This window comes from Saccharomonospora sp. NPDC046836 (assembly GCF_040645195.1).
Classification (GTDB): domain Bacteria; phylum Actinomycetota; class Actinomycetes; order Mycobacteriales; family Pseudonocardiaceae; genus Prauserella_A.
The window spans coordinates 35,814-60,673 of sequence record NZ_JBEYXW010000025.1 but is presented as its reverse complement, the minus strand read 5'-3'; the positions used below and the strand labels follow the sequence as shown (position 1 = coordinate 60,673).

General features: G+C 68.9%; 26 protein-coding genes and 1 riboswitch. Of the genes, 9 read left to right on the top strand and 17 right to left on the bottom strand.

Features of this window, described 5'->3' with window-relative positions; translation table 11 throughout:
• Nucleotides 1-39 precede the first annotated feature (39 nt).
• Together ABZ863_RS24980 and ABZ863_RS24975 are read left to right on the top strand one after the other, a co-directional pair.
• Complete coding sequence (locus ABZ863_RS24980) at nucleotides 40-615, top strand: TetR/AcrR family transcriptional regulator (protein WP_358539992.1); 576 nt, start codon at nucleotides 40-42, stop codon at nucleotides 613-615.
• Between the two features lie 72 nt (nucleotides 616-687).
• A complete protein-coding gene (locus ABZ863_RS24975; protein WP_358539989.1) occupies nucleotides 688-1,191 on the top strand; it encodes a hypothetical protein in 504 nt (167 codons plus the stop codon).
• Nucleotides 1,192-1,279: 88 nt separating this feature from the next.
• On the opposite strand, the gene ABZ863_RS24970 is transcribed toward ABZ863_RS24975, so the two are convergent.
• Nucleotides 1,280-2,677 (bottom strand): class II fumarate hydratase, encoded by a 1,398-nt coding sequence (locus tag ABZ863_RS24970; protein WP_358539986.1) that lies wholly within the window; start codon nucleotides 2,675-2,677, stop codon nucleotides 1,280-1,282.
• A gap of 103 nt (nucleotides 2,678-2,780) precedes the next feature.
• On the opposite strand from ABZ863_RS24970, the gene ABZ863_RS24965 reads away from it, so the two are divergent.
• Nucleotides 2,781-3,770, top strand: coding sequence for an NAD(P)/FAD-dependent oxidoreductase (locus ABZ863_RS24965; RefSeq protein ID WP_358539983.1), 990 nt, complete (start codon nucleotides 2,781-2,783; stop codon nucleotides 3,768-3,770).
• Nucleotides 3,771-3,774: 4 nt separating this feature from the next.
• Here ABZ863_RS24965 and ABZ863_RS24960 read toward each other — a convergent pair whose 3' ends face one another.
• The 6 genes from ABZ863_RS24960 to ABZ863_RS24935 all read right to left on the bottom strand — a co-directional run bounded on the left by ABZ863_RS24960 (nucleotide 3,775) and on the right by ABZ863_RS24935 (nucleotide 8,273).
• Nucleotides 3,775-4,557 (bottom strand): serine protease, encoded by a 783-nt coding sequence (locus tag ABZ863_RS24960; protein WP_358539980.1) that lies wholly within the window; start codon nucleotides 4,555-4,557, stop codon nucleotides 3,775-3,777.
• Nucleotides 4,554-5,612, bottom strand: coding sequence for a class II fructose-bisphosphatase (gene glpX, locus ABZ863_RS24955; protein ID WP_358539977.1), 1,059 nt, complete (start codon nucleotides 5,610-5,612; stop codon nucleotides 4,554-4,556). The genes ABZ863_RS24960 and glpX overlap by 4 nt, the downstream gene beginning before the upstream one ends.
• 85 nt (nucleotides 5,613-5,697) lie before the next feature.
• Complete coding sequence (locus ABZ863_RS24950) at nucleotides 5,698-5,973, bottom strand: exodeoxyribonuclease VII small subunit (protein ID WP_358539974.1); 276 nt, start codon at nucleotides 5,971-5,973, stop codon at nucleotides 5,698-5,700.
• Nucleotides 5,970-6,416 carry a hypothetical protein gene (locus tag ABZ863_RS24945; RefSeq protein ID WP_358539971.1) on the bottom strand — a complete coding sequence of 149 codons (447 nt, stop codon included), beginning with the start codon at nucleotides 6,414-6,416 and terminating at the stop codon, nucleotides 5,970-5,972. The genes ABZ863_RS24950 and ABZ863_RS24945 overlap by 4 nt, the downstream gene beginning before the upstream one ends.
• 4 nt (nucleotides 6,417-6,420) lie before the next feature.
• Nucleotides 6,421-7,683, bottom strand: a complete 1,263-nt coding sequence (gene xseA, locus ABZ863_RS24940; RefSeq protein WP_358539968.1) for an exodeoxyribonuclease VII large subunit — start codon at nucleotides 7,681-7,683, stop codon at nucleotides 6,421-6,423.
• Nucleotides 7,680-8,273 (bottom strand): lipid droplet-associated protein, encoded by a 594-nt coding sequence (locus ABZ863_RS24935; protein ID WP_358539965.1) that lies wholly within the window; start codon nucleotides 8,271-8,273, stop codon nucleotides 7,680-7,682. Before ABZ863_RS24935 ends, xseA begins: the two co-directional genes overlap by 4 nt.
• A 117-nt stretch (nucleotides 8,274-8,390) precedes the next feature.
• Between ABZ863_RS24935 and ABZ863_RS24930 the strand changes: the two genes are divergently transcribed.
• Nucleotides 8,391-9,428: a 4-hydroxy-3-methylbut-2-enyl diphosphate reductase gene (locus tag ABZ863_RS24930; RefSeq protein WP_358539962.1), complete on the top strand. Its 1,038-nt coding sequence runs from the start codon at nucleotides 8,391-8,393 to the stop codon at nucleotides 9,426-9,428.
• A 360-nt stretch (nucleotides 9,429-9,788) separates the two neighbouring features.
• On the opposite strand, the gene ABZ863_RS24925 is transcribed toward ABZ863_RS24930, so the two are convergent.
• The 4 genes from ABZ863_RS24925 to ABZ863_RS24910 all read right to left on the bottom strand — a co-directional run bounded on the left by ABZ863_RS24925 (nucleotide 9,789) and on the right by ABZ863_RS24910 (nucleotide 12,958).
• The gene (locus tag ABZ863_RS24925) at nucleotides 9,789-10,796 is read right to left on the bottom strand and encodes a DUF6542 domain-containing protein (protein ID WP_358539959.1); all 1,008 of its coding nucleotides are present in this window, start codon (nucleotides 10,794-10,796) and stop codon (nucleotides 9,789-9,791) included.
• Between the two features lie 132 nt (nucleotides 10,797-10,928).
• On the bottom strand, nucleotides 10,929-11,846 hold the full coding sequence (locus tag ABZ863_RS24920; RefSeq protein ID WP_358539956.1) for a DNA recombination protein RmuC: 918 nt from the start codon (nucleotides 11,844-11,846) through the stop codon (nucleotides 10,929-10,931).
• Nucleotides 11,847-11,947: 101 nt separating this feature from the next.
• The gene (locus tag ABZ863_RS24915) at nucleotides 11,948-12,736 is read right to left on the bottom strand and encodes an NAD(P)H-binding protein (RefSeq protein ID WP_358539953.1); all 789 of its coding nucleotides are present in this window, start codon (nucleotides 12,734-12,736) and stop codon (nucleotides 11,948-11,950) included.
• A 27-nt stretch (nucleotides 12,737-12,763) separates the two neighbouring features.
• Nucleotides 12,764-12,958 (bottom strand): hypothetical protein, encoded by a 195-nt coding sequence (locus ABZ863_RS24910; RefSeq protein WP_358539950.1) that lies wholly within the window; start codon nucleotides 12,956-12,958, stop codon nucleotides 12,764-12,766.
• A gap of 104 nt (nucleotides 12,959-13,062) precedes the next feature.
• Between ABZ863_RS24910 and ABZ863_RS24905 the strand changes: the two genes are divergently transcribed.
• The gene (locus ABZ863_RS24905) at nucleotides 13,063-14,229 is read left to right on the top strand and encodes an exonuclease SbcCD subunit D (RefSeq protein ID WP_358539947.1); all 1,167 of its coding nucleotides are present in this window, start codon (nucleotides 13,063-13,065) and stop codon (nucleotides 14,227-14,229) included.
• Complete coding sequence (locus tag ABZ863_RS24900) at nucleotides 14,226-17,198, top strand: SMC family ATPase (protein ID WP_358539944.1); 2,973 nt, start codon at nucleotides 14,226-14,228, stop codon at nucleotides 17,196-17,198. Before ABZ863_RS24905 ends, ABZ863_RS24900 begins: the two co-directional genes overlap by 4 nt.
• A 6-nt stretch (nucleotides 17,199-17,204) precedes the next feature.
• On the opposite strand, the gene ABZ863_RS24895 is transcribed toward ABZ863_RS24900, so the two are convergent.
• Together ABZ863_RS24895 and ABZ863_RS24890 are read right to left on the bottom strand one after the other, a co-directional pair.
• On the bottom strand, nucleotides 17,205-17,711 hold the full coding sequence (locus tag ABZ863_RS24895) for a methylated-DNA--[protein]-cysteine S-methyltransferase (protein ID WP_358539941.1): 507 nt from the start codon (nucleotides 17,709-17,711) through the stop codon (nucleotides 17,205-17,207).
• Nucleotides 17,708-19,240, bottom strand: a complete 1,533-nt coding sequence (locus ABZ863_RS24890) for an AlkA N-terminal domain-containing protein (RefSeq protein ID WP_358539938.1) — start codon at nucleotides 19,238-19,240, stop codon at nucleotides 17,708-17,710. The genes ABZ863_RS24895 and ABZ863_RS24890 overlap by 4 nt, the downstream gene beginning before the upstream one ends.
• Before the next feature lie 113 nt (nucleotides 19,241-19,353).
• On the opposite strand from ABZ863_RS24890, the gene ychF reads away from it, so the two are divergent.
• Complete coding sequence (ychF, locus tag ABZ863_RS24885) at nucleotides 19,354-20,454, top strand: redox-regulated ATPase YchF (protein WP_358539935.1); 1,101 nt, start codon at nucleotides 19,354-19,356, stop codon at nucleotides 20,452-20,454.
• Nucleotides 20,455-20,465: 11 nt separating this feature from the next.
• Entirely contained in the window at nucleotides 20,466-21,482 is a 1,017-nt protein-coding gene (locus ABZ863_RS24880) for a hypothetical protein (protein ID WP_358539932.1), read from the top strand.
• Nucleotides 21,483-21,921: 439 nt separating this feature from the next.
• Here the strand turns inward: ABZ863_RS24880 and ABZ863_RS24875 are convergent, their stop codons facing one another.
• Together ABZ863_RS24875 and ABZ863_RS24870 are read right to left on the bottom strand one after the other, a co-directional pair.
• Nucleotides 21,922-23,094 carry a Fic family protein gene (locus ABZ863_RS24875; protein ID WP_358539929.1) on the bottom strand — a complete coding sequence of 391 codons (1,173 nt, stop codon included), beginning with the start codon at nucleotides 23,092-23,094 and terminating at the stop codon, nucleotides 21,922-21,924.
• 39 nt (nucleotides 23,095-23,133) lie between these two features.
• Nucleotides 23,134-23,322 carry a hypothetical protein gene (locus tag ABZ863_RS24870; protein WP_358539926.1) on the bottom strand — a complete coding sequence of 63 codons (189 nt, stop codon included), beginning with the start codon at nucleotides 23,320-23,322 and terminating at the stop codon, nucleotides 23,134-23,136.
• Nucleotides 23,323-23,437: 115 nt separating this feature from the next.
• On the opposite strand from ABZ863_RS24870, the gene ABZ863_RS24865 reads away from it, so the two are divergent.
• Nucleotides 23,438-23,842, top strand: coding sequence for a TIGR03086 family metal-binding protein (locus tag ABZ863_RS24865; protein WP_358539923.1), 405 nt, complete (start codon nucleotides 23,438-23,440; stop codon nucleotides 23,840-23,842).
• Between the two features lie 197 nt (nucleotides 23,843-24,039).
• On the opposite strand, the gene ABZ863_RS24860 is transcribed toward ABZ863_RS24865, so the two are convergent.
• Nucleotides 24,040-24,327, bottom strand: coding sequence for a hypothetical protein (locus ABZ863_RS24860; protein WP_358539920.1), 288 nt, complete (start codon nucleotides 24,325-24,327; stop codon nucleotides 24,040-24,042).
• A gap of 75 nt (nucleotides 24,328-24,402) precedes the next feature.
• Nucleotides 24,403-24,693, bottom strand: coding sequence for a 4a-hydroxytetrahydrobiopterin dehydratase (locus ABZ863_RS24855; RefSeq protein ID WP_358539917.1), 291 nt, complete (start codon nucleotides 24,691-24,693; stop codon nucleotides 24,403-24,405).
• Between the two features lie 32 nt (nucleotides 24,694-24,725).
• A riboswitch (TPP riboswitch) is annotated at nucleotides 24,726-24,837 on the top strand.
• Nucleotides 24,838-24,860 lie beyond the last annotated feature (23 nt).

Below are 24,860 nucleotides of genomic sequence, written 5' to 3'. Positions count from 1 at the left end.
TTACTAGACGTACTAAACCGATCGGTATACCGTCAAGGTGTGACGGAAGGACTGACGCTGACCCCGGCTGCTGAGCGGGTGCTCGAGGTGGCCGGACGACTGTTCTACGACAACGGAATTCACGCTGTCGGTGTCGAGTCGATCGCGAGTGAGGCCGGGGTAACGAAGAAGACGTTGTACGACCGGTTCGGTTCGAAGGACGTGCTGATTGGTCAGTACCTCCGCCGCCGGGACGAGCGCTGGCGGGAGCATCTGCTAAGCGTGGTCGAGCAGCGAGGCCGGATCACGCCGGCGCGGCGGGTGCTGCTGGTGTTCGACGCGCTGGAGGAGTGGATCGCGACGGAGAACCCGCGCGGTTGCGCCTTCCTCAACGCTCAGGCCGAGCTGCCCGATGCCTCGCATCCCGGTCGCGAGGTGATCCGTGAGCAGAAGCAGTGGCTGCTCGAGTACCTGCGCACCCTCGCCAGAGAGGCGGGTGTTCGCAACCCGCGCAAGCTCGCGACCTCACTCCTCGTGCTGTTGGAGGGTGCCACCGTGACCGCGTCACTCGGCATCGTTCCTGGCGCCATCGGCAACGCCAAGGACGTCGCCAAGCAGCTCATCGAGACGAGCTAGCAGGCTGCTCCCCGGTATCGCTGAGCGCTCTCGTGAGGTCGTCGCGGGCGCGGAAGACGCGCGAGCGGATGGGTGCCGACCGCGCACCCGCACACCTCGGCGGCCTCGGCATGGGATCTTCCCGACCTGACTGAGCGTGCCCTCGCCGGGTTCCGGCCATCCCGGCGTGCGCGGCGACGGATGTGGCTCCGCGTGGCGGTCGCGGTGGCCGGGCTGTGCCAGCTCGGTGTGGTACTCGGCCAGTTCCTCGCCGTCAAGCCGGCGCATGCGACCGGTCACCTGCTGCACGAGACGGCGGCGTTCAACCTGGCTGTCGGCGTGGCGTTGCTGTGGGCCGCAGCGCGCCCCGGCCGGGCGCGCAGCCAGTTGCCGGTGCTGGTCACCGTGTCGGTCTTCCTGGTGCTCCTGTCGGTACTCGACGTGGTGTGGGCCCACGTCAGCTGGGCCAGGCTCGGCACTCATCTGCCGTTGCTGGCGGGTGCGCTGCTCACCGTCCTGCTCGGCAGGATCGACCACGGTGCCCCGACGCCGGGCCGCCGTGCCGAGCGCACGGGCCCGCTGGTTCGCGCGCGATGAGCCGGAGGCGGAGCGTGCCGAGCAGAGCGCGCCTTCGCGTGAGCAGTACCTGCCGCCTGCGGCTCGAAGGGCGGCGCGAACCGGCGGTTCAGCGGCCCCCGCGGGCCATCCGCAGGACGTCGAGGGCCTCGTCGAGCTGCTCCTCGGTGAGCTTGCCGCTGGCGACATGGCCACGTTCGATGACGACCTCGCGGATCGTCTTCAGTTCCTTGAGTGCCTGCTTCGCCACCGCCGCGGCCTCCTCGTAGCCGAGGTAGGCGTTCAGCGGTGTCACGATCGAGGGCGAGCCCTCGGCATAGGCGCGGGTGCGCTCGGTGTTCACGGTCAGCCCGGCGAAGACCGTGTCCGCCAGCAGCCGGGACACCGCCGCCAGCAGCCGCGCGGACTCCAGCACGTTGCGTGCGATCACCGGGAGGTTGACGTTGAGCTGGAAGTTGCCCTGCGCGCCCGCGAACGCCACCGCCGCATCGTTGCCGATTACCTGGGCCACCACCTGCAGCGTCGCTTCCGGGATGACCGGGTTGACCTTGCCCGGCATGATCGACGAACCCGGCTGCAGGTCCGGCAGCGCGAGCTCGGCCAGCCCGGTCCGCGGGCCGGAGCCCAGCCAGCGCAGGTCGTTGGCGATCTTGTTCAGCGACACCGCGACCGTGCGCAGGTTGCCGGACGTCTCCACCACGCTGTCCTGCGCGGCCTGCGCCTCGAAGTGGTCCCGCGCCTCCGACAGCGGCAGGCCCGTCGCCGCCGCCAGCTCGGCGGCCACTGCGGAGCCGAACCCCACGGGCGCGTTCAGGCCGGAGCCGACGGCAGTGCCGCCGATGGCCAGCTCTCCGAGCCGGGGCAGGCCGCTGCGCAGCCGCTCGATGCCGAAACGCACCTGCGCAGCCCAGGCGCCCGCCTCCTGGCCGAGCGTGATGGGCACCGCGTCCATCAGGTGTGTCCGGCCGGACTTGACGACGTCCCGCCAGTCGGCTGCCCGCGTTTCGATCACGGTCGCCAGGTGCTCCAGAGCCGGGATGACGTCGGTGAGCACCGCCTCGGTCGCGGCGACGCGGATCGTGGTCGGGAACGTGTCGTTGGACGACTGCGAGGCGTTGACGTGGTCGTTCGGGTGAATGTCCCGGCCGAGTGCCCGCGTGGCGAGCGTGGCGATCACCTCGTTGGCGTTCATGTTGGACGAGGTACCCGAGCCGGTCTGGAACACATCGATCGGGAAGTGCTCGTCGTATTTGCCATCGGCGACGTCGTCGGCAGCAGCGGCGATCGCCGCCGCGACGTCGGCGTCCAGCACGCCGAGCCGGGCGTTCACCCTGGCGGCGGCGGCTTTGAGCAGGCCGAGCGCGCGGATCTGCGTGCGCTCGAGACCGCGGCCGGAGATCGGGAAGTTCTCGACGGCACGCTGCGTCTGCGCGCGGTAAAGGGCGTTGGCGGGGACTTTCACCTCGCCCATCGTGTCGTGCTCGATCCGGTATTCCTGTTCAGCCATGACGCCAGTTTGGCGCAGCAAGATCCCGCCCGCCCGGTGTCGTTGGGCACTAAGATCGCACTCGGAGACTGCCACCCACCACTGGCGGAAGGGCGGTGGGCCAATGGGCTCGCCAACGGAGTTGTCCGTCGACGTCCTCATCGTCGGCGCCGGACCTACCGGGCTGTTCGCCGCGTACTACGCGGGTTTCCGCGGCCTGTCGATGGCGATCGTGGATTCGTTGCCGGAGGCAGGCGGCCAGGTCACCGCCATGTACCCGGAGAAGATGATCTATGACGTCGGTGGTTTTCCCGCCGTGCGCGGCCGGGACCTGATCAAGGGACTGGTCGAGCAGGCCGGCCAGTGGAACCCCAGCTACCTGCTCGGGCGCAAGGCGGAGACGCTGACCAGCACGGACTCCGGCTTGACGATGACACTCGACGGCGGCGAGGTGGTGCATGCCGGCGCGGTACTCGTCACCGCGGGGATCGGCGAGTTCACCCCGCGTCCGCTGCCGGCCGGCGATGGCTGGCTCGGCCGTGGCCTCGTGCATTTCGTGCCCGCGCTCGACGTACATGCCGGCCAGGACGTGGTCGTGGTCGGCGGCGGCGACTCCGCGTTCGACTGGGTGCTGGCTCTGCAGCCGATCGCGTCGAGCGTGGCACTCGTGCACCGCAGGGCGAAGTTCCGCGCGGCCGAGTCGATCGTGCGCCAGGCCAGTGAAGGTGGCGCGCGCATCATCACCGATGCCGAGGTCACCGCGTTACGCAGCGGCGACGACGACCGGCTGGCCGAGGTCGAGCTGCAGCTCAAGGGAGGCGAGCAGGTGGTGCTGCCCGCGCAGGCCGTTGTGGCGGCCCTCGGGTTCACGGCCGACCTCGGGCCCATCGAGAACTGGGGCCTCGAGATCGACCACCGGGCCATCGCGGTTGACTCCACCATGGCGACCGCGCGGGATCGGGTCTACGCCGCGGGCGATGTCGCCGCGTATCCAGGCAAGGTGAAGCTGATCGCCACCGGGTTCGGTGAGGCCGCGACAGCGATCAACAACATCGCTGTCGCGCTCGATCCGAAGGCGCACCTCTTCCCAGGCCACTCCAGCAACGCCGAGTGACCCGCTAAGCCGGCGACGCCTCTACGTGTTCGTTGATCCAGTCCGTGTACGCGACCGCGGAGGTGTAGATCGTTGGTCCCGTCGCGCAGGTCGTGTCCTGGTTCCCCGGCCGGCTGGTGATGCCCAGCAGGCGCCAGCGGCCGTCGACCGGTGTGATCTGCGGTCCGCCCGAATCGCCGTAGCAGGCGCCCTGGTTCCCACCCGGATTGTTCGTGCACAGCTCCACCGAGGGGTTGAACGCCGCTGTGCACCTGGCCGCGGCCAGGATCGTGGTCTGCAGCTGTCGGAGCATGACAGGTGCGGTGCCACAGCCCGGCGTCGGGCAGGTCTGCCCCCAGCCGAGTAGCCGGGTTTGAGTGCCGACGGACGTCTCCGTGCCCAGCTCGATCGGTGTCGCGTCCACAGGCGTGGAAAGCCGCACGAGCGCGATGTCAGCGCCCGCGGCAGCCGGGTTGTAGTCGGGGTGCACGATGAACTGGGCCGGCCGTACGACCTCCCCACCCTGCGTGCGGTCGCTGCTGCCGATCCGCGCGGTGAGTGTGTTCGTTGCGCGCCCCTGCACGCAGTGCGCTGCGGTGACGATCCAGGTCGGCGCGATCAGCGAGCCACCGCACAGGTGCTGACCCGAGGGGGTCAGCTGCAACGACGCCATGAACGGATAGTCCTCGTCGGCGCCGGTGCCTCCAATGATGAACCGTTGTGCCGCGAATGCGGGCTGTATCCCCAGAGCGAGCAGCAGGAGCGCAATGGGGACCGCCGCGATGCGGCTCCACATCGCGCGTCTCATGGGATCGGTGGAATGACGTCGTCGTCTGCGGCACCGTCGAAGTCGACGGAGGAGTACGCGCGCAGCTTGGTCAGCCGGTGGTAGCCGTCGATCATCCGGACAGTGCCGGACTTCGAGCGCATCACGATCGACTGGGTGGTCGCGCCCCCTGCCCGGTAGTGCGCGCCCCGCAGCAGATCGCCATCGGTGACCCCGGTGGCGCAGAAGAACACGTTGTCGCCACGCACCAGGTCGTCCGTCATCAGCACCTGGTCGAGGTCGTGCCCGGCGGCCTGCGCCTTCTCGCGCTCGACGTCGTCCTTCGGCCACAGCCTGCCCTGCAGCTCCCCGCCGAGGCACTTCATCGCGCAGGCGGCGATGATCCCCTCGGGGGTGCCGCCGATGCCCAGCAGCATGTCCACGCCGGTGGTGGGGCGAGCCGCCGCGATCGCTCCCGCGACGTCGCCGTCACTGATGAACCGGATACGGGCTCCCGCCTCCCGGACCTCCTTGACGAGGTTCTCGTGCCGGGGCCGGTCGAGGATGCACACGGTGACGTCGGAAACACCACTGTTCTTCGCCTTGGCGACCCGGCGGATGTTCTCCGAGACGGGCGCGGCCAGGTCCACGGCACCGGCGGCCTCGGGGCCCACGGCGAGCTTCTCCATGTAGAACACCGCGGACGGGTCGAACATCGCGCCACGCTCGGTCACGGCGAGCACGGCCAGCGCGTTCGGCATGCCCTTGGACATCAGCGTCGTGCCGTCGATCGGGTCGACCGCGACGTCGCAGTCCGGCCCGTCGCCGTTGCCGACCTTCTCGCCGTTGTACAGCATGGGCGCTTCGTCCTTCTCGCCCTCGCCGATCACGACGACACCACGCATCGAGACCGTCCCGATGAGCTGGCGCATGGCGTCGACGGCTGCGCCGTCGCCGCCGTTCTTGTCACCCCGGCCGACCCACCGGCCCGCAGCCATGGCGGCGGCCTCGGTGACCCGGACGAGCTCCATCGCGAGGTTGCGATCCGGTGCCTCAGCCCGTCTCGGAGAGCTGGAGAACTTGCTGGCGGCGTTCATGAGTGCCTCCCAGGTGCGGTGTCGACGCGGCGTCAACCTGTATTACGGTCCGTGGAAGCAACCGCCCCCACAATTGTCGCGGACGTCACTCCGAGTCGCTGTTGGTGTTACGGCCCGCAGCATTCCCGGCGTTCTCGTCATCCCGCGCGTTCTCTACCGTAGCCAGCGCAGCCTCGATTCGCTCGCGTGCGCCCTCGAGATGTTTTTCGCACAACCGCGCGAGCTGTTCGCCTTTCTCCCACAGCGCAAGTGATTCCTCGAGGGACAAACCCCCCGCCTCGAGGCCGCGGACGACCTCGATGAGCTGGTCACGCGCTTGTTCGTAGCCGAGTCCGGCCAGCTCGCCGTCTGGTTCACTCACGGTGTTCGTCTCACGCTCTCCGAGTTTCGCGGGGCACTGCGGGTGCTGCTCTGCGCGCACATTACCGCGCTGGCCATGGCGTGGTCGTAGCCGACGAACGCACGGGCGAACTCACCGCCGTCACCGTCTGCGATCGCGTCCTCCAAACTGGTCTGTGCGCTGGCCACGCGGCGGCGATGCACCGAGCCCTCCGCGAACCACCAGTGGCTCCCCGCGTAGAGCGAGGTCGCCTCGGCGAGCCGGCGCAGGCGCGGGCTCAGCTCCCAGCGGCCAGCCGAATCGCACCCGGCGAGCAACGCCGTCCAGCACTGCGCGGCCGCCGTCTCGGCCTCGGCGGCGCGATGTCGCACGACCGTTGCCCTCGTGCGGGCCTCACCGGTTGTGCCGGCACAGGCGCGGACAGCAGCGTCGGTGGTCAAGGGAAGGAACGCGCAGTGGTTCATGCCGTTATTCCTCTGGTGCGCGGGTGGTCGCTCTGATCGCGCCGTCGGCCACCCGAACACGCAGCGGGCTGCCCTCGGCAACTTCAGAGACCGAGCGGAGCACCCGGAGGTTGCCTGCCTCGTCCCAGAACTGCACGACCGCGTACCCGCGCTCGAGCGTTGCCGACGGACCGAGCGCGCTCAGCCGCGCACGTGCCGAGGCGAGTGCGCTCTGCTCGTGCGACAGCGTGGTGAGGATCGCGCGTCTTGCTCGTTCGGTGTGCAGCTGAATGTCCGCGGCACGCTGCTCGATCGGCCCCAGCGGGTCGGCCAGCGACGGCCGGCTACGCAGCTGGTCCAGCAGTCGGCACTGGGTGTCGACCCAGCCGTGCAGCGCCCGGCGGGCGCGGTCACGCAGCTGGTGCACGCGTGCCGTTTCCTCGCGCACGTCCGGAACCACCCGCTTGCCGGCGTCCGTCGGCGTCGAGCAGCGCAGGTCGGCGACGTGGTCGAGCAGCGGGGAGTCCGGCTCGTGCCCGATGGCGCTCACCACGGGCGTGCCCGCCGCGGCGACGGCGCGGCACAGCGTCTCGTCGGAGAACGGCAGGAGGTCTTCCACACTGCCGCCGCCGCGCGCGATGACGATGACGTCGACGTCCGGATTGGCATCCAATGTAGACAGTGCGCGCATGATCTGCGGGACGGCGTTCACGCCCTGCACCGCGGTGTTGACGACGTGGAACTTCACCGCTGGCCAGCGTGCCTGTGCGTTCACCAGCACGTCGTGCTCGGCAGCTGAGGCACGGCCGGTGATCAGGCCCACCCCCTTGGGCAGGAACGGCAGCCTGCGCTTGCGTTCCAGGGCGAACAGCCCTTCCGCGGCGAGCAACCGGCGCAGCCGCTCGACCCGTGCGAGCAGCTCCCCGATGCCGACCGCGCGGATCTCGTTGGCGCGCAGGCTGAGCGTGCCACGGCCGAGGAAGAAGGTCGGCTTGGCATGGATGACGACGCTAGCGCCATCGCGCAGCGGCGGATCGATGTCGCGCAGAAGCCGCATCGGAGAGGTCACCGACATCGAGACGTCAGCAGCCGGATCGCGCAGGGTGAGAAACGCCGTCTGGGTTCCCGGCCGCGCGGAGATCTGGGTGACCTGGCCCTCGACCCACACCGCGCCGAGGCGGTGGATCCAGTCGGCGATCTTGCGTGCGACCGTGCGGACCGGCCAGGGATGCTCGGCGCTGGATGCCTGGCTCGACGGTCGGGTGGCCGGTTCGGTCCCGCTGCTCACCGTTCGGTCAAGTCCTCGGCGTCGTTTTCGTCGAGGGTGGCTCGCACGTTGCCGATACGGCGGGTCAGCATGCCGGTGAAGGACGGCCGGTTGGCGTGCTCACGCTCGTAGGCGAGCAGCTCCTCGAGCTGGGACAGGGACAGACGGCGCAGGCGTGCGCGCAGCTGGGGGAGGGTGAGGTCGTCGTAGTCGGTGAGGCCGCCAGGCGCGCTGGTCGGCGCGCCGGGGCTGTCGAACTCGCCGTCGGTGTGGTCCTCGGCGAGTGCCCGCTCCTCGGCCACCCACGGGTCGTCGAAGGCGGCGCTCTCGCGCCTGCCGTTCGGGGCCGGGTCACCGGGAGCCGGCTCGACCTCCTCGTCGAAGGTCGCCCAGCTCGGCCGCTCCTCGACAGGGCGCAGGGTGGACAGCGCGTCGTCTCCCTTGATGGCCAGCTCCGTGACGTGCTGCTGGACCCGCATCGAGGCCTGCAGGACCTGGCTGGCGACCGTCACCGGCAGCTCGGTCAGATGCTTGGGGAGTTCGCGAACCCGCTCGGCGGTCGTCACGGCGATCCCTGCGGCTAGCCGTAGCGGGAACGGGAGGTGCTTCATGCCCCTAAGCCTGCCGCACAGAATCGATCCTGCCCAGCCAAACGAGTTGATGCGTGTCGGGCAGTCCATGAAGTCCTCTCGCGTCCTGCGATACCCGCCAGCCCGTACCCTGTTGGCATGAGTGCAGCGAGTCCCGGAACAGAGCCTGCCACCAGCGTAGCGATCGAGGGGCGCGGTGGCGCCCACGAGAGCGGTGGCAAGCGCGTGCTGCTGGCGAAGCCGCGTGGGTACTGCGCCGGGGTCGACCGTGCCGTGATCACGGTCGAGAAGGCACTGGAGCTCCACGGCCCGCCGGTCTACGTGCGCAAGGAGATCGTGCACAACCGTCATGTTGTCGACACGCTGCGCGAGCGAGGGGTCATCTTCGTCGACGAGACCTCCGAGGTGCCCGAAGGTGCCCTCGTGGTGTTCTCCGCCCACGGTGTTTCGCCGGCCGTGCGTGCCGAGGCCGAGGAACGCAACCTGCGCACCATCGACGCCACCTGCCCGCTGGTGACGAAGGTGCACAAGGAGGTCAACCGGTTCGCGCGCGACGACTACGACATCATGCTGATCGGGCACGCCGGGCACGAGGAGGTCGAGGGCACCTCCGGCGAGGCACCCGAGCACGTGCAGCTGGTGGACACCCCGGAGGACGTCGAGACGGTCCAGGTCCGCGACCCTGCCAAGGTCGTGTGGCTGTCGCAGACCACGCTGAGCGTGGACGAGACGATGGAGCGCGTCGAGCAGCTTCGGGAACGTTTCCCGGAGATCTCCGACCCGCCCAGTGACGACATCTGCTACGCCACCTCGAACCGGCAGGTGGCGGTGAAGGCCATGGCCGCCGAGTGTGACCTCGTGCTGGTCGTCGGCTCGGGGAACTCCTCGAACTCGCAGCGGCTCGTCGAGGTCGCGCTGCAGGCGGGTGCCCGTGATGCCCACCTGGTCGACTTCGCCCGCGAGGTCGACGAAACCTGGCTGGACGGTGTGGAGACCGTCGGCGTGACCAGCGGCGCCTCCGTGCCGGACATTCTGGTGATGGAACTGCTGGAATGGCTTGCCGATCGTGGCTGGGGCGAGGTCCAGGAGGTCACGACCGCCAACGAGAAGATCTCCTTCGCGCTGCCGAGGGAACTGCGCTCCGGGGCGGGCGCGGCACGCAGCAGCGTGCGCTAGGGAGTTGCTCGACTGGGTCGCCAGGGCCCAGCAACCGCAACCAGGGCCACCCCGGGTTCAGCAAGTCAAGGGGCCCGCCCGGCCTGGGCCCAATGCGGTCTCTCATGCAGGCATGGCGGCCGCACTGCGCCGACGACGTCGGGGTAATGCGGGGTTGCTCCCGGAGGCGCGGGGCCGCACGTATCGACGGCGGCGTGGCCGGACCGCGATTGCGGGGTCGAACGTGGTCCCTTTCATGCAGGCAGGGTCGCGCTTACGCCAACAACGTCGCCGTGGCCGGGGCGATCGGCGAGGCGGTGTTGTGCGCACGGGATCGCGGGTACGAGGCCGCGCGTGTTGATGGTGTAGCCGGGCGGGGTCTCAGCTGGGGCTGTCGTCCCACGGCCTGCCGCGCCGCGGCGGACGTGGTCCCTGGTCGGGACGCGGCATGCCCGGCCTGCCGGGGGGCGGTTCCTCGCCCGGGGGTGGCGTTCGGCGGGGGCGTTTCGGCCCCGGGATCGAGTCCGGCCAGTCCCGGACGCGGCGGCGCCGGTCGTCGTCGGGTCCCGGTCCGCCCGGCGACCGGGGTTGGCGGCCTGCCTGCTCGCGAGGAGGGTTGCCGCCGGACTGTCCCGCGTCGCGGTCGGCCGGTCGTTCCCGTCCGCGGCGTGGTGGCTCGTCCGGACGCTGTCGCCGCCCCGACCCCTCGCGTCCCGCACCTGAAACAGGCGTACCTGGTCCGGCGGCGCTGGAGCTCCGGCGTGCCGGGTCGCCTCGGCCCTCGGGCGGGCGGGCCTTCGCCGGTCGTTCTTGCCGTGTCTCGTTGGCCGCTGGCGCGCCTTTGCCCTTGCCGGTGGAACGCTCCCCGGCGCGGGGCTGGTCCTCCGTGCGAGTGCCCTTGGCCCGGACCTTCCCCTGCGCGTCCGGGTCCCGTTCGCGGTACATCCGGAAGATCCCGAAGGCAACGGTCAGGCCGGTGGTGATCGCCATGAACGGGAATGCGTTGATGAGCGGCGTTCCGATGGCGAGAGCCCTGCTGAGCATGTCGCTGCTGGCCGGCAGCCCGGAGCCGATCAACACCACGGCCGGGACCGTGACAGCCAGGATCAGTGGCGGCTGCACCATCGGGCCGAACAGGTTGCGCCTGCGGACCGCGCCGACAGCCGCGACCGAGCCGACCAGGTAAATGCCCTGGAAAAGCACCCCCAGCGCGTCCGACACCTGGTAGTCCACGATGGCGCCCAGCGCTGCCAGTCCGAAGGCGAGCAGTACCGCTCCCCACCATGGCACACCGCGCCGGGCACCGAGGACGGCGCGCTCATCCCAAGGGATCAGCGCCTCATCAGCTTCGGCGTCAGGATCGCTCCGGCGATCGCGTGTGGCGGTCACGAGGCAACACCGTATCCCGTTTACCCCAGAATCTCGCTACCACTCCTCAACGTCCGGATACGCAATACCCGTCAGCGTGAGATCCGGCACAGCGGACCCCTGCGGCACGTACTGGTTTGTACCAGTGGAATGTCAACTTGCTGCCAGTTCGTCCCCCTTTCTGACCGCGGGCACCGGGGCCGGGCTGGCAGCGGCCTCGGTGAGCGGGGCCACGCTCGCGCGGAAGCTCTCCAGCGCTTCCAGCTCCCGCCGCCGGGCCGACAGGAACCGTTGCAGGTGAGTGCTGGAGAGGTTGAGGGCGTCCACCGCGTTGCCGGCCGACCGGTGTGCCGAGGCGGCGTGGGCACGCACCCGTTCCACGTCCTCGACCAGCGTGCGTTCCGTCGCCGCGAACATGGCCGCCGAGGCCACGACGGCGAACCCTGTTGGTCCGCACAGGAACACCCGCCGGTCCAGCAGCCAACGCAGGAGCTCCGGATCGGTGTCCAGTGCCGCCACGACGGCGGCGTCGGACGGTACGAACATCACTGTTCCGTAGATCGCGTCGGCCCAGCGCTGATATCCCTTCGCCGCGAGTTCGGCAGCACGCGACCGCAGGTTGCGGACATGGACCCGCAGCGCGTCGAGCCGTTCCCCGGGGTCGTCGGTTTCCACGGCCTCGGCCCAGCAGGCCATGCTCGCCTTCGCATCGACTGGCACGGTGCGGTCGCCGCCGACCCGCAGCACCATGTCCGGTTTCGCGCCGCCACCTCCTGCCAGGTCCGTCTGCAGGGTGAAGTGGAGGCCCTCGCGCAGCCCCAGTGCCCGAGCCGTTTCGGCGAGCACCTGCTCGCCCAGCTCACCGCGACCGCTGATCGACGCGAAGGCCACTTCGTACCTGCGCAGCGCTGCCTGTTGCTCGTCCACCCGTGCCCGCTCGGCGTCGACCTGTCGCGCGGCGGCGTCGGCTCTGCGCATGCCGTCCTGGTACAGCCGCCAGAGCAGCGCGACCGCTCCCGCCAGCAGCAACGCAACCACCACGGCTGCTGTGGCGAGCACTGTCGAACCCACGGGTACCTTCCCCTCTCGCTGTGTCACCGGTCGCATGCATCATGGCGTACTCCACCGACAAAAAGACCCATCGCGGCTATCGAACACACGTTCGAGTGAAGTCAGGGCCGGTCCCGGTATGCGGTGCCCAATGGAGCATGGTGGGCGGCAAGGTGATCCTCGAACGTGATCGTGCCCACCGCGTCTTCGGCGGCGAGATGCCCATCGGCTCGGTAGGCGCGGAAAGTGTTGCCTGGTAAGCGAATCGGCAGCACTGGACGTTGGCGTGCTGTCGCGCGGAGGAATATCCGGGCGAGTTCGCCGGCGTGCTGGACACGCGGTCCCCCGATGTCCGGCACGCGGCCGGCCGGTTCACCGGTGGTTATGTCGGCGAGCCGATCGGCCACCTCGCCGGAGTCGATCGGCTGGAGCCGGATGTCGGGTACCGGCATCACCGGTAGCCGCACCAGCCTGGCGAAGATGGCACGCAGCATGTCGTGAAACTGGGTGGCCCGCAGGATGGTGTAGGGCAGGCCGGATCGCTCGATCAGCTGCTCCGCCGCCAGTTTCCCCTGGTAGTAACCCAAGGGCACGCGGTCGACGCCGACAATGGAGATGTACACCAGGTGCGGCCGACCGGTGCGCCGGGCCGCGTCCACCACGGTGCGGGCGAGCTGGGTTTCGGCCTGCCTGCCGAACCCGGTCGCGCAATGGACGACCACGTCGGCTCCCGCGAGCGCATCCCGCACGCCCTGCCCGGTCCGCAGGTCCGCCACGGCCCAGTCCCGGCTGCCCGCCGGCCGGGGACGGCGGCTGATCACCCGCGCCTCGGCCCCCTGGGTGGCCAGCCGCTCGACCACGAGGGCCCCGAGTAGACCGGTACCTCCGGTCACCGCGATTCGACTACTCACTATTCGCTCCTTCCGGTTCGTCTCTCCTCAGGACCCGGCGAGACCTCCAGAATGTGACAGACCGCCGACCTGCCGCCCCGGAAACCGGAGCTTGGCCGGATTCACCACGATCCGCAGCACGCGGATCCGCTCGCCCACGCTCTCCAGTACCGAGCAGTCGGTAGGCCAGGCCGAACGGTCGAGGACGCCGCTCCTCGAAGGCGAGGAGGTTTCGACGGACATGCTTGCAGGTATGCGGCGAACCTGGAGCATTCGAACACACGTTCGGGTGACACGCCGGTCCATGGTCCACTGTTCTGTCGGTGGACCGCCCTAGCTTTGATCACGTGCGATTGCTGCATACCTCGGACTGGCACGTGGGACGGACGTTCCACGACGCCGACCTGCTTGCTGAACAGGAGGCGGTGCTCGACCATCTCGCCGACCTGGTGGTGAAAGAAGCGGTCGACGTCGTGCTCGTGGCCGGTGACGTCTATGACCGCGCGGTGCCATCCGCGGAGGCGGTACGGGTCGCGACCGCGGCTATGGGGCGCCTTCGTGAGGCGGGCGCGCAGCTGGTCATCACGCCCGGCAACCACGACTCGGCGGCACGGCTCGGTGCGTTCGCGGACTTCGCGTCGGCGGGCGGCCTGCACTTGCGGACGACGATCGCGAGCTTGCACGAACCCGTGCTGATCGACGACGAGCACGGACCCGTCGCGCTGTACGGCATCCCTTATCTGGAACCGGAACCCGCGAGGGTCGCGCTCGGGGTGCCGGGAGCGCGCGGCCACACCGGGGTGCTCACCGAGGCGATGCGCCGTATCCGTGACGACCTCGCCGGCAGGTCGCGCGGGACGCGGTCGGTGGTCCTCGCACATGCCTTCGTCACCGGTGGGGTCGGCTGCGATTCCGAGCGCACGATCTCCGTCGGCGGCGTCGAGCAGGTACCGGGCTCGGTGTTCGACGGTGTGGACTACGTCGCGCTCGGCCATCTGCACGGTGCGCAGACCCTTGCCGAGCACCTGCGCTACTCCGGCAGCCCGCTCGCGTACTCGTTCTCCGAGGCCTCCCAACGTAAATCGGTCTGGCTCGTCGATCTGGACGCGCACGGCCTGGCGGGGGTCGAACGGCGGGAACTGCCCGTTCCGCGTCGACTGGCGACCATGACGGGTGTGCTGGCCGACCTGCTGGAAGCCCCGGAGTACACCGCGCTCACCGACTGTTTCGTCTCCGCGACCCTGACCGACCGTGTCCGGCCGCTGGAGGCCATGCGCAAGCTACGTGAGCGGTTCCCCCATGCCGTGCACGTGGACTGGGAGCCCGCGGGGGGTGGTGCGACGGTGCTGCGCTACGCCGAAGCCGTGCGCGGCCGTACGGACACCGAGATCGCGCGTACCTTCCTCGACGACTGCCGGGGTGCGCCACCGAACGAACGCGAGAACGCCCTGCTGGTCGGGGCGCTGGAGACGGCAGGCAAGCACGATCCGGAGCAGGACGGTGATGCGCGGTGAGACTGCACCGGCTGGAGGTCGCCGCGTTCGGGCCGTACGCGGGTCGCGAGGTCGTGGACTTCGACGCCCTCGGCGCGGACGGGCTGTTCCTGCTGCACGGCGACACAGGGGCGGGGAAGACGACCCTGCTCGACGCGGTCGCCTTCGCGCTCTTCGGCACCGTGCCCGGCGCTCGCGGGCAGGTGAAGCGCTTGCGCTGTGACCTCGCCGCCGAGGACACGGTCACCGAGGTGGTGCTGGAGCTCAGCGTGCAGGGGCATCGTCTGCGGCTCGTGCGCAGCCCCGAGTACCAGCGGCCGAAACGCCGTGGCGACGGCTACACCACCCAGCAGGCCAAGGCGTCGCTGACCTGGGTCGGTGAGGTGCCGCACGGCTTGCCCGTCGAGGGGGTGACCCGCATCGACGAGGTCGCCCGCACGGTGCAACGGCTGCTCGGTATGAGTGCGGAACAGTTCTTCCAGGTGGTGCTGCTGCCGCAGGGGGAGTTCGCGCGTTTCCTGCGTGCCGACACCACCGAACGGGAGCAGCTGCTCGAGCGTCTCTTCGGCACTCAGCGCTTCGCGGAGGTCGAGCGGTGGTTCCGCGAGTTGCGTACACAGCGGGGCCGGGAACTCGACCAGCGGCGCCATGCCGTGCGGGAATGGGTTGCCCGGCTGGCGCAGGCCGCGGGGGAGGAGCCACCCGAGGACGCGGGCCAGGACTGGGCGAGCGGCCTGCGGCGCCGCGCGGCCGCCGTGGCCGAGGCCACCGAGCGGGAGGCCGGCGAGGCCGGTGCAGTGCGGGACCGTGCCGACGTGTTGCTACACGAGCGCAGGGTCGCCGCCGAGCGCGTGCGCCGGGTGCGCGCCGCGCTCGCCAGCCTCGCGGCGCTGGAACGGCAGTCGGCCGAACGAGCCGAGTGGGCCGATGAGCTCGACAGGGCACGGCGCGCCGGTACCGTCACCGGTCTCGCCATCGAGGCGGACCGCCAGCACACGCGGTTCGAACATGCTGAGGCTGCCGAGGTCACTGCCAGGGAAGCGCTGCTGGTCACGGGGTTCGCCGAACCGGACGCCAACGGTACGGTGCTGCGGGAACGGGCGGGTGCACTGCGCGAGGAAGCCGGGACGCTGGCGGGCCTCGTCGCCGAAGCCGAACAGCAGCGCCGCGATCTGGACCGCGTCCGTGACCTCGCCGAGACGGCGACGTATGCCGCCGCGCAGGCGACAGCCCTCAGCGAGAAGCTGGAGGGGCTGCCTGAGCGGATCAAGGAGCTACGGGTGCGGCGGGACCGCGCCGCCGAAGCCGAGGTGAAGCTCGACGGTCTGCGCACCAGGGAAGCCGAGCTGGCCGCGGCGCACACCGATGCCGCGTGGATTCCCGAACTCGAGAGCGCGGCTGCGCGCGCGCTCGACGTCGAGCGCGCCGCGACCGATGCTCACCAAGCCGCCCGGGCAACGCTGCTCGACATGCGGGACCGGCGCCTCGCCGGCATGGCTGCCGAGCTCGCAGCGGGGCTGCACCCCGGCCAGCCGTGCCCCGTGTGCGGGGCCGGCGAGCACCCGGCACCCGCCACCGACGCCGCGGCGATCGGCGAGGCCGACGAGCGGGGTGCGGCAGAGCGGGAACGCGTTGCCGAGCAGCGACGGCACACAGCCGTAGCCGCCCGGCACGAGGCCGAGCAGGCGCTCGCTGCCGTGCGGGAGCGGGTTCGCGGGCAGACCGCCGAAGAGCTGTCGGGTCAGCTGACGCAGGTACGCACCGAACTGACCCGGTTACGCGACCTCGCGGCGGGCAGGACACGGCTCGACGCGTCGGTGCGGGCGGCCGAAGGTGAGCAGGAGGCGCTGTCGGCCGAACGCGCCGCGGCAGAGCGCGCGGTCGGCACGGCGGAAGCGCAACAGCACGCGCTGGCCGAGCAGATCGAGCAGCGGCAGCAGCGCCTCGATGCCGCACGCGGTGAGTTCGCCGATGTCACCAGCCGCCGTGCGCATCTGGTGACCACGGTGGATGCGCTGAACGGCCTGGCCGATGCGAGAACGGCCGTCGCGGCCGCATTCGAACGCCTGGGCGAGCAGCGCGCCGCCGTGCAGGCGGCCGCTGAGCGTGCCGGCTTCGACTCGGTCGCCACCGCACGGGCCGCCGCCAGGCCGGATGCCCGGATGGTCGAACTCGAGCGCGCGCTCGCCGAAGCCGAGGCCGCCGGGGCGGCGGCGAGCGCGGTGCTGACGGAACCGGAACTCGCCGGTGTCGAGCCCGATGAGCCGGTCGACGTCGAGCCGGCCCAGCGCGCCGCGCAGGAGTCTCGTGTCAGGGCGGAGGCCGCTGTCGCCGCCCAACGCGCGGCTACGCAACGCGTGCGGGAACTCGACACGCTCGCCGCGCGCTTCGGCTCGGCGCTGGCCGAGCTGGCTCCTGCCCAGGAGGAGTTCGCCGAGCTGGACGCGCTCACCGACGTGGTCAACGGGCGTGGGCAGAACGCACGGCGGATGTCGCTGCGCTCCTATGTCCTCGCGGCCAGGCTCGAGGAGGTCGCCGTCGCCGCGACAGCGCGGCTGCGGACGATGAGCCAGGGCCGCTACTCCTTCGTGCACTCTGATGCCGCGGGCTCGCGCGGCACGCGCGGAGGCCTCGGTCTCGACGTGCTCGACGACTACTCGGGGACCGTGCGACCGGCGAAGACGTTGTCCGGTGGGGAGTCGTTCCTGGCCTCGCTGTCGCTTGCGCTCGGCCTCGCCGACGTGGTTGCCGCGGAGACCGGTGGCGCGCTACTCGACACGCTCTTCGTCGACGAGGGTTTCGGCACCCTCGACGCCGAGACGCTCGACGTGGTCATGAACGTGCTCGACGAGCTGCGCGCGGGCGGCAGGGTCGTCGGCCTCGTGTCCCACGTCGAGGAGCTGCGCCACCGCATCCCGACCCGGTTGCGGGTGCGCAAGGCACGGACCGGGTCGAGATTGCAGCTGGAGGGGGTGATGCCCGCCGCCTGACGGATTTCAGTGCAGACCCGCCTCGTGATCGAGCAGCCACTGCTTGACCGGCAGGCCCCAGCGGAACCCGCCGAGCGCGCCACCGACGCGCAGCACGCGATGGCACGGTACGAACAGAGCGGCGGCGTTGCGCGCGCAGGCGGATGCGGCAGCACGGATCGCAGGGGGACGGCCGGCGAGTGCCGCGAAGTCGCGGTAGGTCACCTGCTTGCCCGCGGGCACCGTGCGCAGGACGTCCCAGGCGTGCTGCAGGAACGCGCCGGAGCGCTGGCGCACCGGGATGAGGTCGATCGCGTCGAACTCCCCCGCGTGGTAACGGTGTACCGCGATGGTCACCTCGCCGAGGTCGCGTACCTTCCGCAAACCGGTGGGCCGCAGAGCCGTGGAGACGACCGCGGTCAGCTCCGCCGGGTCGGCGGTCCAGCCCGAGGCGAGCACGGCACCGTCGTCCGCGACGATCGCGGTGAACGGTCCTGCCGGAGTGTCTACTGTGGACCATTGGGCGTTGCTCATGAGTTTCCTCCCGTTGTGGTGGCGGCGTTCGCTCGCCAGAGATACATGCCGGCATAGGAACGCCACGGGCGCCATGCCTGTGCGCGTTCCGTCAGGCCGTTCGACGTGTCGTCCAGGCCGAGGGCTGCAGCACCCTTGCGCAGGGCCAGGTCGCCGTCGAGCAGCACATCCGGCTGGCCGAGTACGCGCATGAGCACGTAATCGGCGGTCCAGGGACCGATGCCGGGCGCGCCGAGCAGTTCGGCGCGCAGCTCGGGGCCGTCGCGTCCGACGTGAACGTCGAGGTCGCCCACTGCCAGTGCGGCGGCGACCTCGCGCATCGCGTCGATGCGCCGCTGGGGTCCGCGGAGCACCTCGCCGCCGTGCTCTGCGACCGCGGCCGCCGTGGGGAACAGCAGTCGCGGCTCGCCGTCGGCGGCTGGCACCGGTTCGCCCAGCTCAGCCGCGAGCCGGCCCGCGGCCGTGCGGGCAGCAGGCACGGACACCTGCTGCCCCAGCATGGCGCGCAGCACGAGTTCGGCTCCATCGACGGCGCCGGGAACCCGGATGCCCGGCGTGGCAGCCACCAGTGGCGCCAACGCCCGATCCCGACCGAGGACCTGCCTCACGGCGTGTGGATCCGCGTCGAGGTCGAGCAGCCTGCGGATGCGAGCGACGGCGTTGCCGAGGTCGCGGACATCGGTCAGGCGCAGCTCGCACTCGACGTGGGCGCCGGCTGGTGTGAGCCGCACGAGCGCGCTGCCGTGGGGCAGGCGCAGGGTGCGCCGGTAACCACCGGCTGTGTCCTCCACGCCGGGCACCGCTCGGTCTGCGAGGAACGTGAGCAGCCCCGCGGCGTCGAACGGTTCGCGGAACGGCAGCCGCAGTGTCAGTCGTGCCCCGGCAGTCGGCGGCTCGTCCTGCGAGCTGACGGGCTTACGCCTGCTGTTGGCGGCGGCCCGCAGCTGGGACGGCGTCGCGGCGAACACCTCCTGGATGGTGGTGTTGAACTGGCGCACGCTGGCGAATCCGGCGGCGAACGCGACATCGGTGAGGGGGAGTTCGGACAGCTCGATGAGCAGCCGGGCCGAATGTGCTCGATGGGCGCGTGCCAGCGCGAGCGGTCCCGCGCCGAGTTCGGCGGTGAGCACGCGGCCGAGCTGGCGCTCCGAGTAACCGAGCCGCCGGGCCAGCCCTGGCACGCCCTCCCGCTCCACCGTGCCGTCGGCGATCAGCCGCATGGCTCGTGCGGCGAGGTCCGCGCGCACGTTCCACTCGGGCGAGCCGGGAACGGCATCGGGCAGGCAACGCCGGCATGCGCGGTAGCCGTGTGACTGCGCGGCTGCCGATGTGGGGAAGAACTCCACGTTGCGTGCCTTCGGGGTCATCGCGGGGCAGGACGGCCGGCAGTAGATTCCGGTCGTCCTGACAGCCACGATGAACTGGCCGTCGAAGCGCGCGTCTCGCGACATCACCGCGCGGTAGCAGCGCTCGGTGTCCTGCCAGACGCGCTGGTTCGGCGTCGTTGCGGGTGTGGCGAGCTGTGTCATGGCATCGATACTGCCACCTGGTCAGGGGCTCGACTGGCGGAAATCAGACATTGCGGCCGCGGTGGCGGCAGGGCCGCGGAGGTCTGCGGCGGCGACCCGTAAACTGGGAGCCCGTGAGCCTTACCCTCGGCATCGTCGGGCTGCCCAACGTCGGCAAGTCCACCCTGTTCAACGCGCTGACGCGCAACGACGTGCTCGCCGCGAACTACCCGTTCGCGACGATCGAGCCCAACGTCGGCGTCGTCCCACTGCCTGACCGGCGCCTTGACAAGCTGGCCGAGGTGTTCGGCTCCGCGAAGACTGTGCCCGCCACGGTGTCCTTTGTGGACATCGCCGGCATCGTGAAGGGTGCATCCGAGGGCGCAGGGCTCGGCAACAAGTTCCTCGCCAACATCCGTGAGGCCAACGCGATCTGTCAGGTGATCCGGGTGTTCGACGACCCGGACGTCGTCCACGTCGACGGCACGGTCGATCCCCTCTCCGACATCGAGACGATCAATACCGAGCTGATCCTCGCCGACCTGCAGACGCTGGAGAAGGCGCTGCCGCGGCTGGAGAAGGAAGCGCGTACCAAGAAGGAGGCGCGGCCCGCGTTCGAGAACGCGCAACGGGCCAAGGAGATCCTGGACTCCGGGCGCACCCTGTTCACCGCGCAGAACGAGGTCGACCTGCCGGGGCTGCGCGAGCTGAGCCTGCTCACCGGGAAGCCCTTCCTGTACGTGTTCAACGCTGATGAGACCGTGCTGGCCGACCAGACCAGGCGGAAGGAGCTGGCCAAGCTCGTCGCCCCTGGTGACGCGGTGTTCCTCGACGCCAAGGTGGAGGCCGAGCTGCTCGAACTGGACGACGAGGAGGCAGTGCGCGAACTGCTGGAGTCGGTCGGCCAGGACGAGCCGGGCCTGTATGCGCTCGCTCGCGCCGGTTTCCACACGCTTGGCCTGCAGACCTACCTCACAGCGGGTCCCAAGGAGGCGCGCGCGTGGACGGTCCCGCAGGGGGCCACGGCGCCCCAGGCGGCAGGCGTCATCCACACCGACTTCGAGCGCGGCTTCATCAAGGCGGAGGTCGTCTCCTTCGATGACCTCGTCGAAGCGGGTTCCATGGCGGCGGCCAAGGCGGCTGGCAAGGTCCGCATGGAGGGCAAGGACTACGTGATGGCCGACGGCGACGTGGTCGAGTTCCGAAGCGGATTAACCTCTGGCGGCAAGAAGTAGGAGGTCGCCGGATGGCTGACGTCACCTTTCTGAGTCAGGCTGAGCCCGTCGACGAGTACGGGCGTGCACTTTACGCAGTGTCGCGATCAGTGCTGAGGGCTCATTTCGACGAGTTGTCGCATGCGGACCTCGAAGACCTTAACTGTGACCGGGTGGACGTTACCTTCCGACAGCTTTGCAAGGTTGCTCGCCTGCACCGTGACAAGGGAGCACGCGGAGATGGTTTTGAGTGGGCTGTGCACGAAGCGATTGTCGGTGGTGAGCCTCGAGTTGTCGATCTCGTCAGCGATGCGCTCAGGAAGGTAAGTCCTAAGTCTTTTGCAGATCTGGACTTGCCGACTTCCCTGATGTTCGGTCACGAGCGTGCACGGCACCTTGGATTCACTGATGCGGTCGTTAGTAATGCGAGTGGTGACGCGGTTTTGCTGCCTGATGGGTCAGGTCGACCTTTCGCATTTGACTCCTGGATACCGATTGCGGCTCGCGGTGTCGCTGGCGAGCCGTACCTTCGAGAGCGGATCAAGAAGGTGTGGAAGACTGACTTGTTCCTAAGTAGTTCCAGTAAGACAAGGTTTGCCGCCGCAACTATCAAGAGCAACTGGCATCACCTCGAAGACGGCAAGGGGCTCCGAGTGGCGATCGTTCCCCAGGCGGTAGATCTCCAGCCGGGGTATCAGAGGTGGAAGTCTCTCCATCTTGTCGCGCTGCCAGATCCGGATGGCTTCATGGGCTTGTTTAACGATGCATATGAGGCAGTCGCCGAGGCAATTTTGACGGTGGGCAGGCACGACCGCGCACCGTATTACTACAAGCCGAGCGCTAAGGCGCAAAAAATCCAGAAGCAGCTGGAGAAGTTCGAGAAGGTCAAGGTCATCGACATCCTGGACGCCCTAAACGATGCTGCGCAGCAAAACCTAATCGCTGTTGATAAGAAGCTCATGTCCGTGGAAGCACCTGCGTGGCTCAGCATCAACGAAAAACGGACGCCTGTCGTCGCCCCGAGACCGTCGTTCGTGAAGCTGGACTGACGCTGCGGATGCCCAGCGTCCACGGTTTCGACACCACGTGGTGGAATTCCGCTTCAACGTCTGATGCAGGCCCTGTCGGTCAGGCGATCAATACCCCTCCGGATTCACCAGTGGGGTGTCGCAGCGGTCCACAACGTTCGCAAGCAAAACCTGGGCAGATGCGAACTGCTAAACCGTGTGTGCGGCTGGCGTTGTTGGCCCCGCGTGCCAGTCGCCGGCAGGCGATCGGATGACCACTGAGCTGAGCAAGCTTCAGGTTGGTGGGGTGCATCGTTGGATGTTGCGCACGACGCTCCAACGTAGGTTGCGGGTCGGCTAGCAACTTCCAAGTTGGTGGGGTGCATCGTTGGATGTTGCGCACGACGCTCCAACGTAGGTTGCGGGTCGGCTAGCAACTTCCAAGTTGGTGAGGTGAACCGTTGGATGTTGCGCACACGGGCTAGCCGACGATCTGGTAAATCTCTTCGGCAAGCCAGAAGGCCCGACCACCCCGCCCAATGCTACCAATTTTCCTAAGAAGCCCTTTTTCTTCTATTGAAGTGATCAGATTCCTTGCGCCCTGATTTGTGACGCCTAATGCGGTTTCGACCCGCTTGACTGTAACGAAGGGGTTCGAAAATAGAAGATCGACAACTTCTGCTGCTCGACTCTTAGTGCCTGCAAATGTCAAGCGATATGACTCTCGAAGCTCAACTAGCCTACCTCCACGTTCTTCGGCGTCGGTCGCTTGGCGATATACGGCGGTCAGGAAGAACTGGAGCCATTCCTGGATTTCCCCCCGCTCTCGGACGGCCTGCAGTCGACTGTAGTACTCTTGTCGGTTGTCCTCCATGTACGCGCTGACGTACAAAAGCGGTAATTCAAGTACCTTCTTCTCCATTAGAAGAAGTGTTATGAGAAGTCGGCCGATTCGACCGTTTCCGTCTAGGAATGGGTGAATCGTCTCGAACTGGTAGTGCATCAGCGCGCACCTGATCAGTACGGGAAGCTTGTTCTCTTCGTGGACGAAGTTCTCCCAGTCTCTTAGTCGATCTCCGAGCAACTCTGGCAACGGCGGCACGAAGATTGCGGTGTCAGGTGAATCGGTGGGTGATCCAATCCATACTGGGCTGGTCCGCAGTTCGCCCGGTCGTTTTTCTCGGCCGCGGACGCCGGAGAGCAGTACGGCATGAACCTGCCGTATCAAGCGGGTGGATATCGGCAAAGATTCTAGGAGCTTAATGCCTTCATTTAGCGCTTTCTGGTAGTTGAAAATCTCAGCAATGTCGTCGCTCGCGGTGGGCTCTACTGCCGCTTCAGCCTGAAGCACGTCCGACAAAGAGGCTTCCGTTCCTTCAATCCTCGAGCTCGCTACCGCCTCGCGCCGTTGATAGGGTTGGACCAGAATCCCGGGGTTGCTCAACAGTCGACCTACCCCAGAAAGTCGCCCCAGGGCTGTGTCAGCCTGCGACAGTGCCAGGACAGTGTCGAGAGTCAGGTCGAGGTGGCGCTGTCGAGGCGCCACTCTGGACAACTTCGCGAGTCTCGCCGTCGCCGAGCCCGCAACGTAGGTGCAGGCACCACGGCTGCTCAGCGTCCCGTTCTCGCCGCAGCCGGCGTTCGGCCTGCTCACCGAGCGAATGACCGAGTTCTGGCCTGCCGAGCATTCGATCTACGCCCCGACAACGCGGATGTCGTTGTCGAACCACGGGTCGGCGGACGCTGGTTCGAACGCGGCGTCGATGGCACCGAATGCAACTGAAGCCGGGTGACGCTGTGGGAGCCGCCCACCCGCCTGGTGCTGTTGTGGCAGATCGGCGCGGACTGGCGTTTCCGTCCGTGGCAGCCTGTCTGCGGTCATGGTCAGTACCTGTATGAAAGAACTGACGACATTCCACGCTTGCTCGAGCGCGCCTACGACGTCACGGCGGCGACGATCGGTGCATCCCGCCGGAGCGCTACTCTGCCGCGAGCCCGTGTTCCGGGTGGAGGGCGAGGTGGTCGACTTCACCGCACTCGGTGAGCGCAGCCACGCCGATCTGAGTGCCGACTTCACGGCCGCCGCGCGACGGGCATTGGCGGCCTTCGCGGCCCCGGGTGCCCTGGAGCGTGAGTTCCCGTTCGCGTTCGGCCCCGCGCCGGGCCTGCTGATCGCGCAGATCAGCCTGTCCGAGACGCTTGCGCACGGCTGGGACCTGGCGCGTGGTGCTGGCGTGCCCTACCGGCCCGACGACCGCGTTGTGGACGCGGTCGCGCGCTGGCACGCTGCGGGCAGCGCCGAGGACCGGCAACGGTCCGGCATGTTCGGACCACCGGTTGTAGGCGCGGCCGACGCCTCGCCGTTCGAGAAGCTGCTGGCGCTGCTCGGCCGCGAAGCTTAGCCAGCCGCGGCGAGCAGGATGACGAACAGCAGAGTGACCGCCGTCGCGAATGCGGTCACCGTGGCCTGCTGGCCGGGGGTCAGAACGGGGGCGCGGTTCATGGGTGTGCTCCCCAGAAGGCTCGTGGTCGGTGAGTCACCCTTGACAGCGCCCTGACCGCGCTCGCCGTTAGCCGCCGCGGCCGCATGTGTCATAGATCACAAGTCGGAGCGGCGCTGCCTGGTTCTCGCGGTGTAAAACAGCACCCCGCCCGCCACGGCGATGATCATCGCGAACGCAATCCCACCGACGACGAATGCCTGGGTGATGGCGCTCCCCGGTACCGCGGCCGCCTGCTGGGTGTCGTGCGTTGCCGCGGCGACCGGCAGTACCCCACCACCCAGCGCCATCAGGACCAGCAAGCCGAGCGCCGACAGTAGGCGCAGCCGGCGACGGGAATGCGAATCGGCTCGCGATCCGTTGCGGGCAAAGCTGAAACGGCTCATCGCGCACTCCCTTCCCCATGCTGGCTACCCGGGGAACGCGCGATGACACCACCGAGGTTTCGCGGCCGGCGCACATCACAGAGCCTCGATCACCCCGTCGATCTCGCTCGCCAGCGAGACATCCCGCTCGGTGATCCCACCCTCCGAATGCGTAGTAAGCCGGAAAGTCAGCGTGCGCCAACGGATGTCGATGTCGGGATGGTGGTTGGCGCTCTCCGCGATCTCGGCGACCCGGTTGACCACCTGGATCGCCTGCGGGAAGCTCGCCAGCTCCGCATCGCGCTCAATCGCGTCGCCCGCGCGCCGCCATTGGGACAGGTGACCGAGTGCCTCGTCGATGCGCTCGTCGCTCAGTAGCTCTGCCATGCGTCCATGGTCGTACCGCGGCGGGTACGCTGCACGTTTGCCACGGGAGTCCGGCACACGCCGGGCTGAGAGGTGGGCGTGAGCCCACGACCGTTCGCACCTGATCCGGATCATGCCGGCGCAGGGAGGCAGCTGCTCTCCTTGCTGGCGAGGACGCCGGTCACGAC

Excerpts from the sequence above, each read along its gene's own strand:
- ABZ863_RS24970 (WP_358539986.1), bottom strand. The coding sequence starts at position 2,677 with ATGGCTGAACAGGAATACCGGATCGAGCACGACACGATGGGCGAGGTG.
- ABZ863_RS24965 (WP_358539983.1), top strand. The coding sequence starts at position 2,781 with ATGGGCTCGCCAACGGAGTTGTCCGTCGACGTCCTCATCGTCGGCGCC.
- ABZ863_RS24960 (WP_358539980.1), bottom strand. The coding sequence starts at position 4,557 with ATGAGACGCGCGATGTGGAGCCGCATCGCGGCGGTCCCCATTGCGCTC.
- glpX (WP_358539977.1), bottom strand. The coding sequence starts at position 5,612 with ATGAACGCCGCCAGCAAGTTCTCCAGCTCTCCGAGACGGGCTGAGGCA.
- ABZ863_RS24945 (WP_358539971.1), bottom strand. The coding sequence starts at position 6,416 with ATGAACCACTGCGCGTTCCTTCCCTTGACCACCGACGCTGCTGTCCGC.
- ABZ863_RS24935 (WP_358539965.1), bottom strand. The coding sequence starts at position 8,273 with ATGAAGCACCTCCCGTTCCCGCTACGGCTAGCCGCAGGGATCGCCGTG.
- ABZ863_RS24930 (WP_358539962.1), top strand. The coding sequence starts at position 8,391 with ATGAGTGCAGCGAGTCCCGGAACAGAGCCTGCCACCAGCGTAGCGATC.
- ABZ863_RS24910 (WP_358539950.1), bottom strand. The coding sequence starts at position 12,958 with ATGTCCGTCGAAACCTCCTCGCCTTCGAGGAGCGGCGTCCTCGACCGT.
- ABZ863_RS24895 (WP_358539941.1), bottom strand. The coding sequence starts at position 17,711 with ATGAGCAACGCCCAATGGTCCACAGTAGACACTCCGGCAGGACCGTTC.
- ABZ863_RS24890 (WP_358539938.1), bottom strand. The coding sequence starts at position 19,240 with ATGACACAGCTCGCCACACCCGCAACGACGCCGAACCAGCGCGTCTGG.
- ABZ863_RS24880 (WP_358539932.1), top strand. The coding sequence starts at position 20,466 with ATGGCTGACGTCACCTTTCTGAGTCAGGCTGAGCCCGTCGACGAGTAC.
- ABZ863_RS24870 (WP_358539926.1), bottom strand. The coding sequence starts at position 23,322 with ATGACCGCAGACAGGCTGCCACGGACGGAAACGCCAGTCCGCGCCGAT.
- ABZ863_RS24860 (WP_358539920.1), bottom strand. The coding sequence starts at position 24,327 with ATGAGCCGTTTCAGCTTTGCCCGCAACGGATCGCGAGCCGATTCGCAT.
- ABZ863_RS24855 (WP_358539917.1), bottom strand. The coding sequence starts at position 24,693 with ATGGCAGAGCTACTGAGCGACGAGCGCATCGACGAGGCACTCGGTCAC.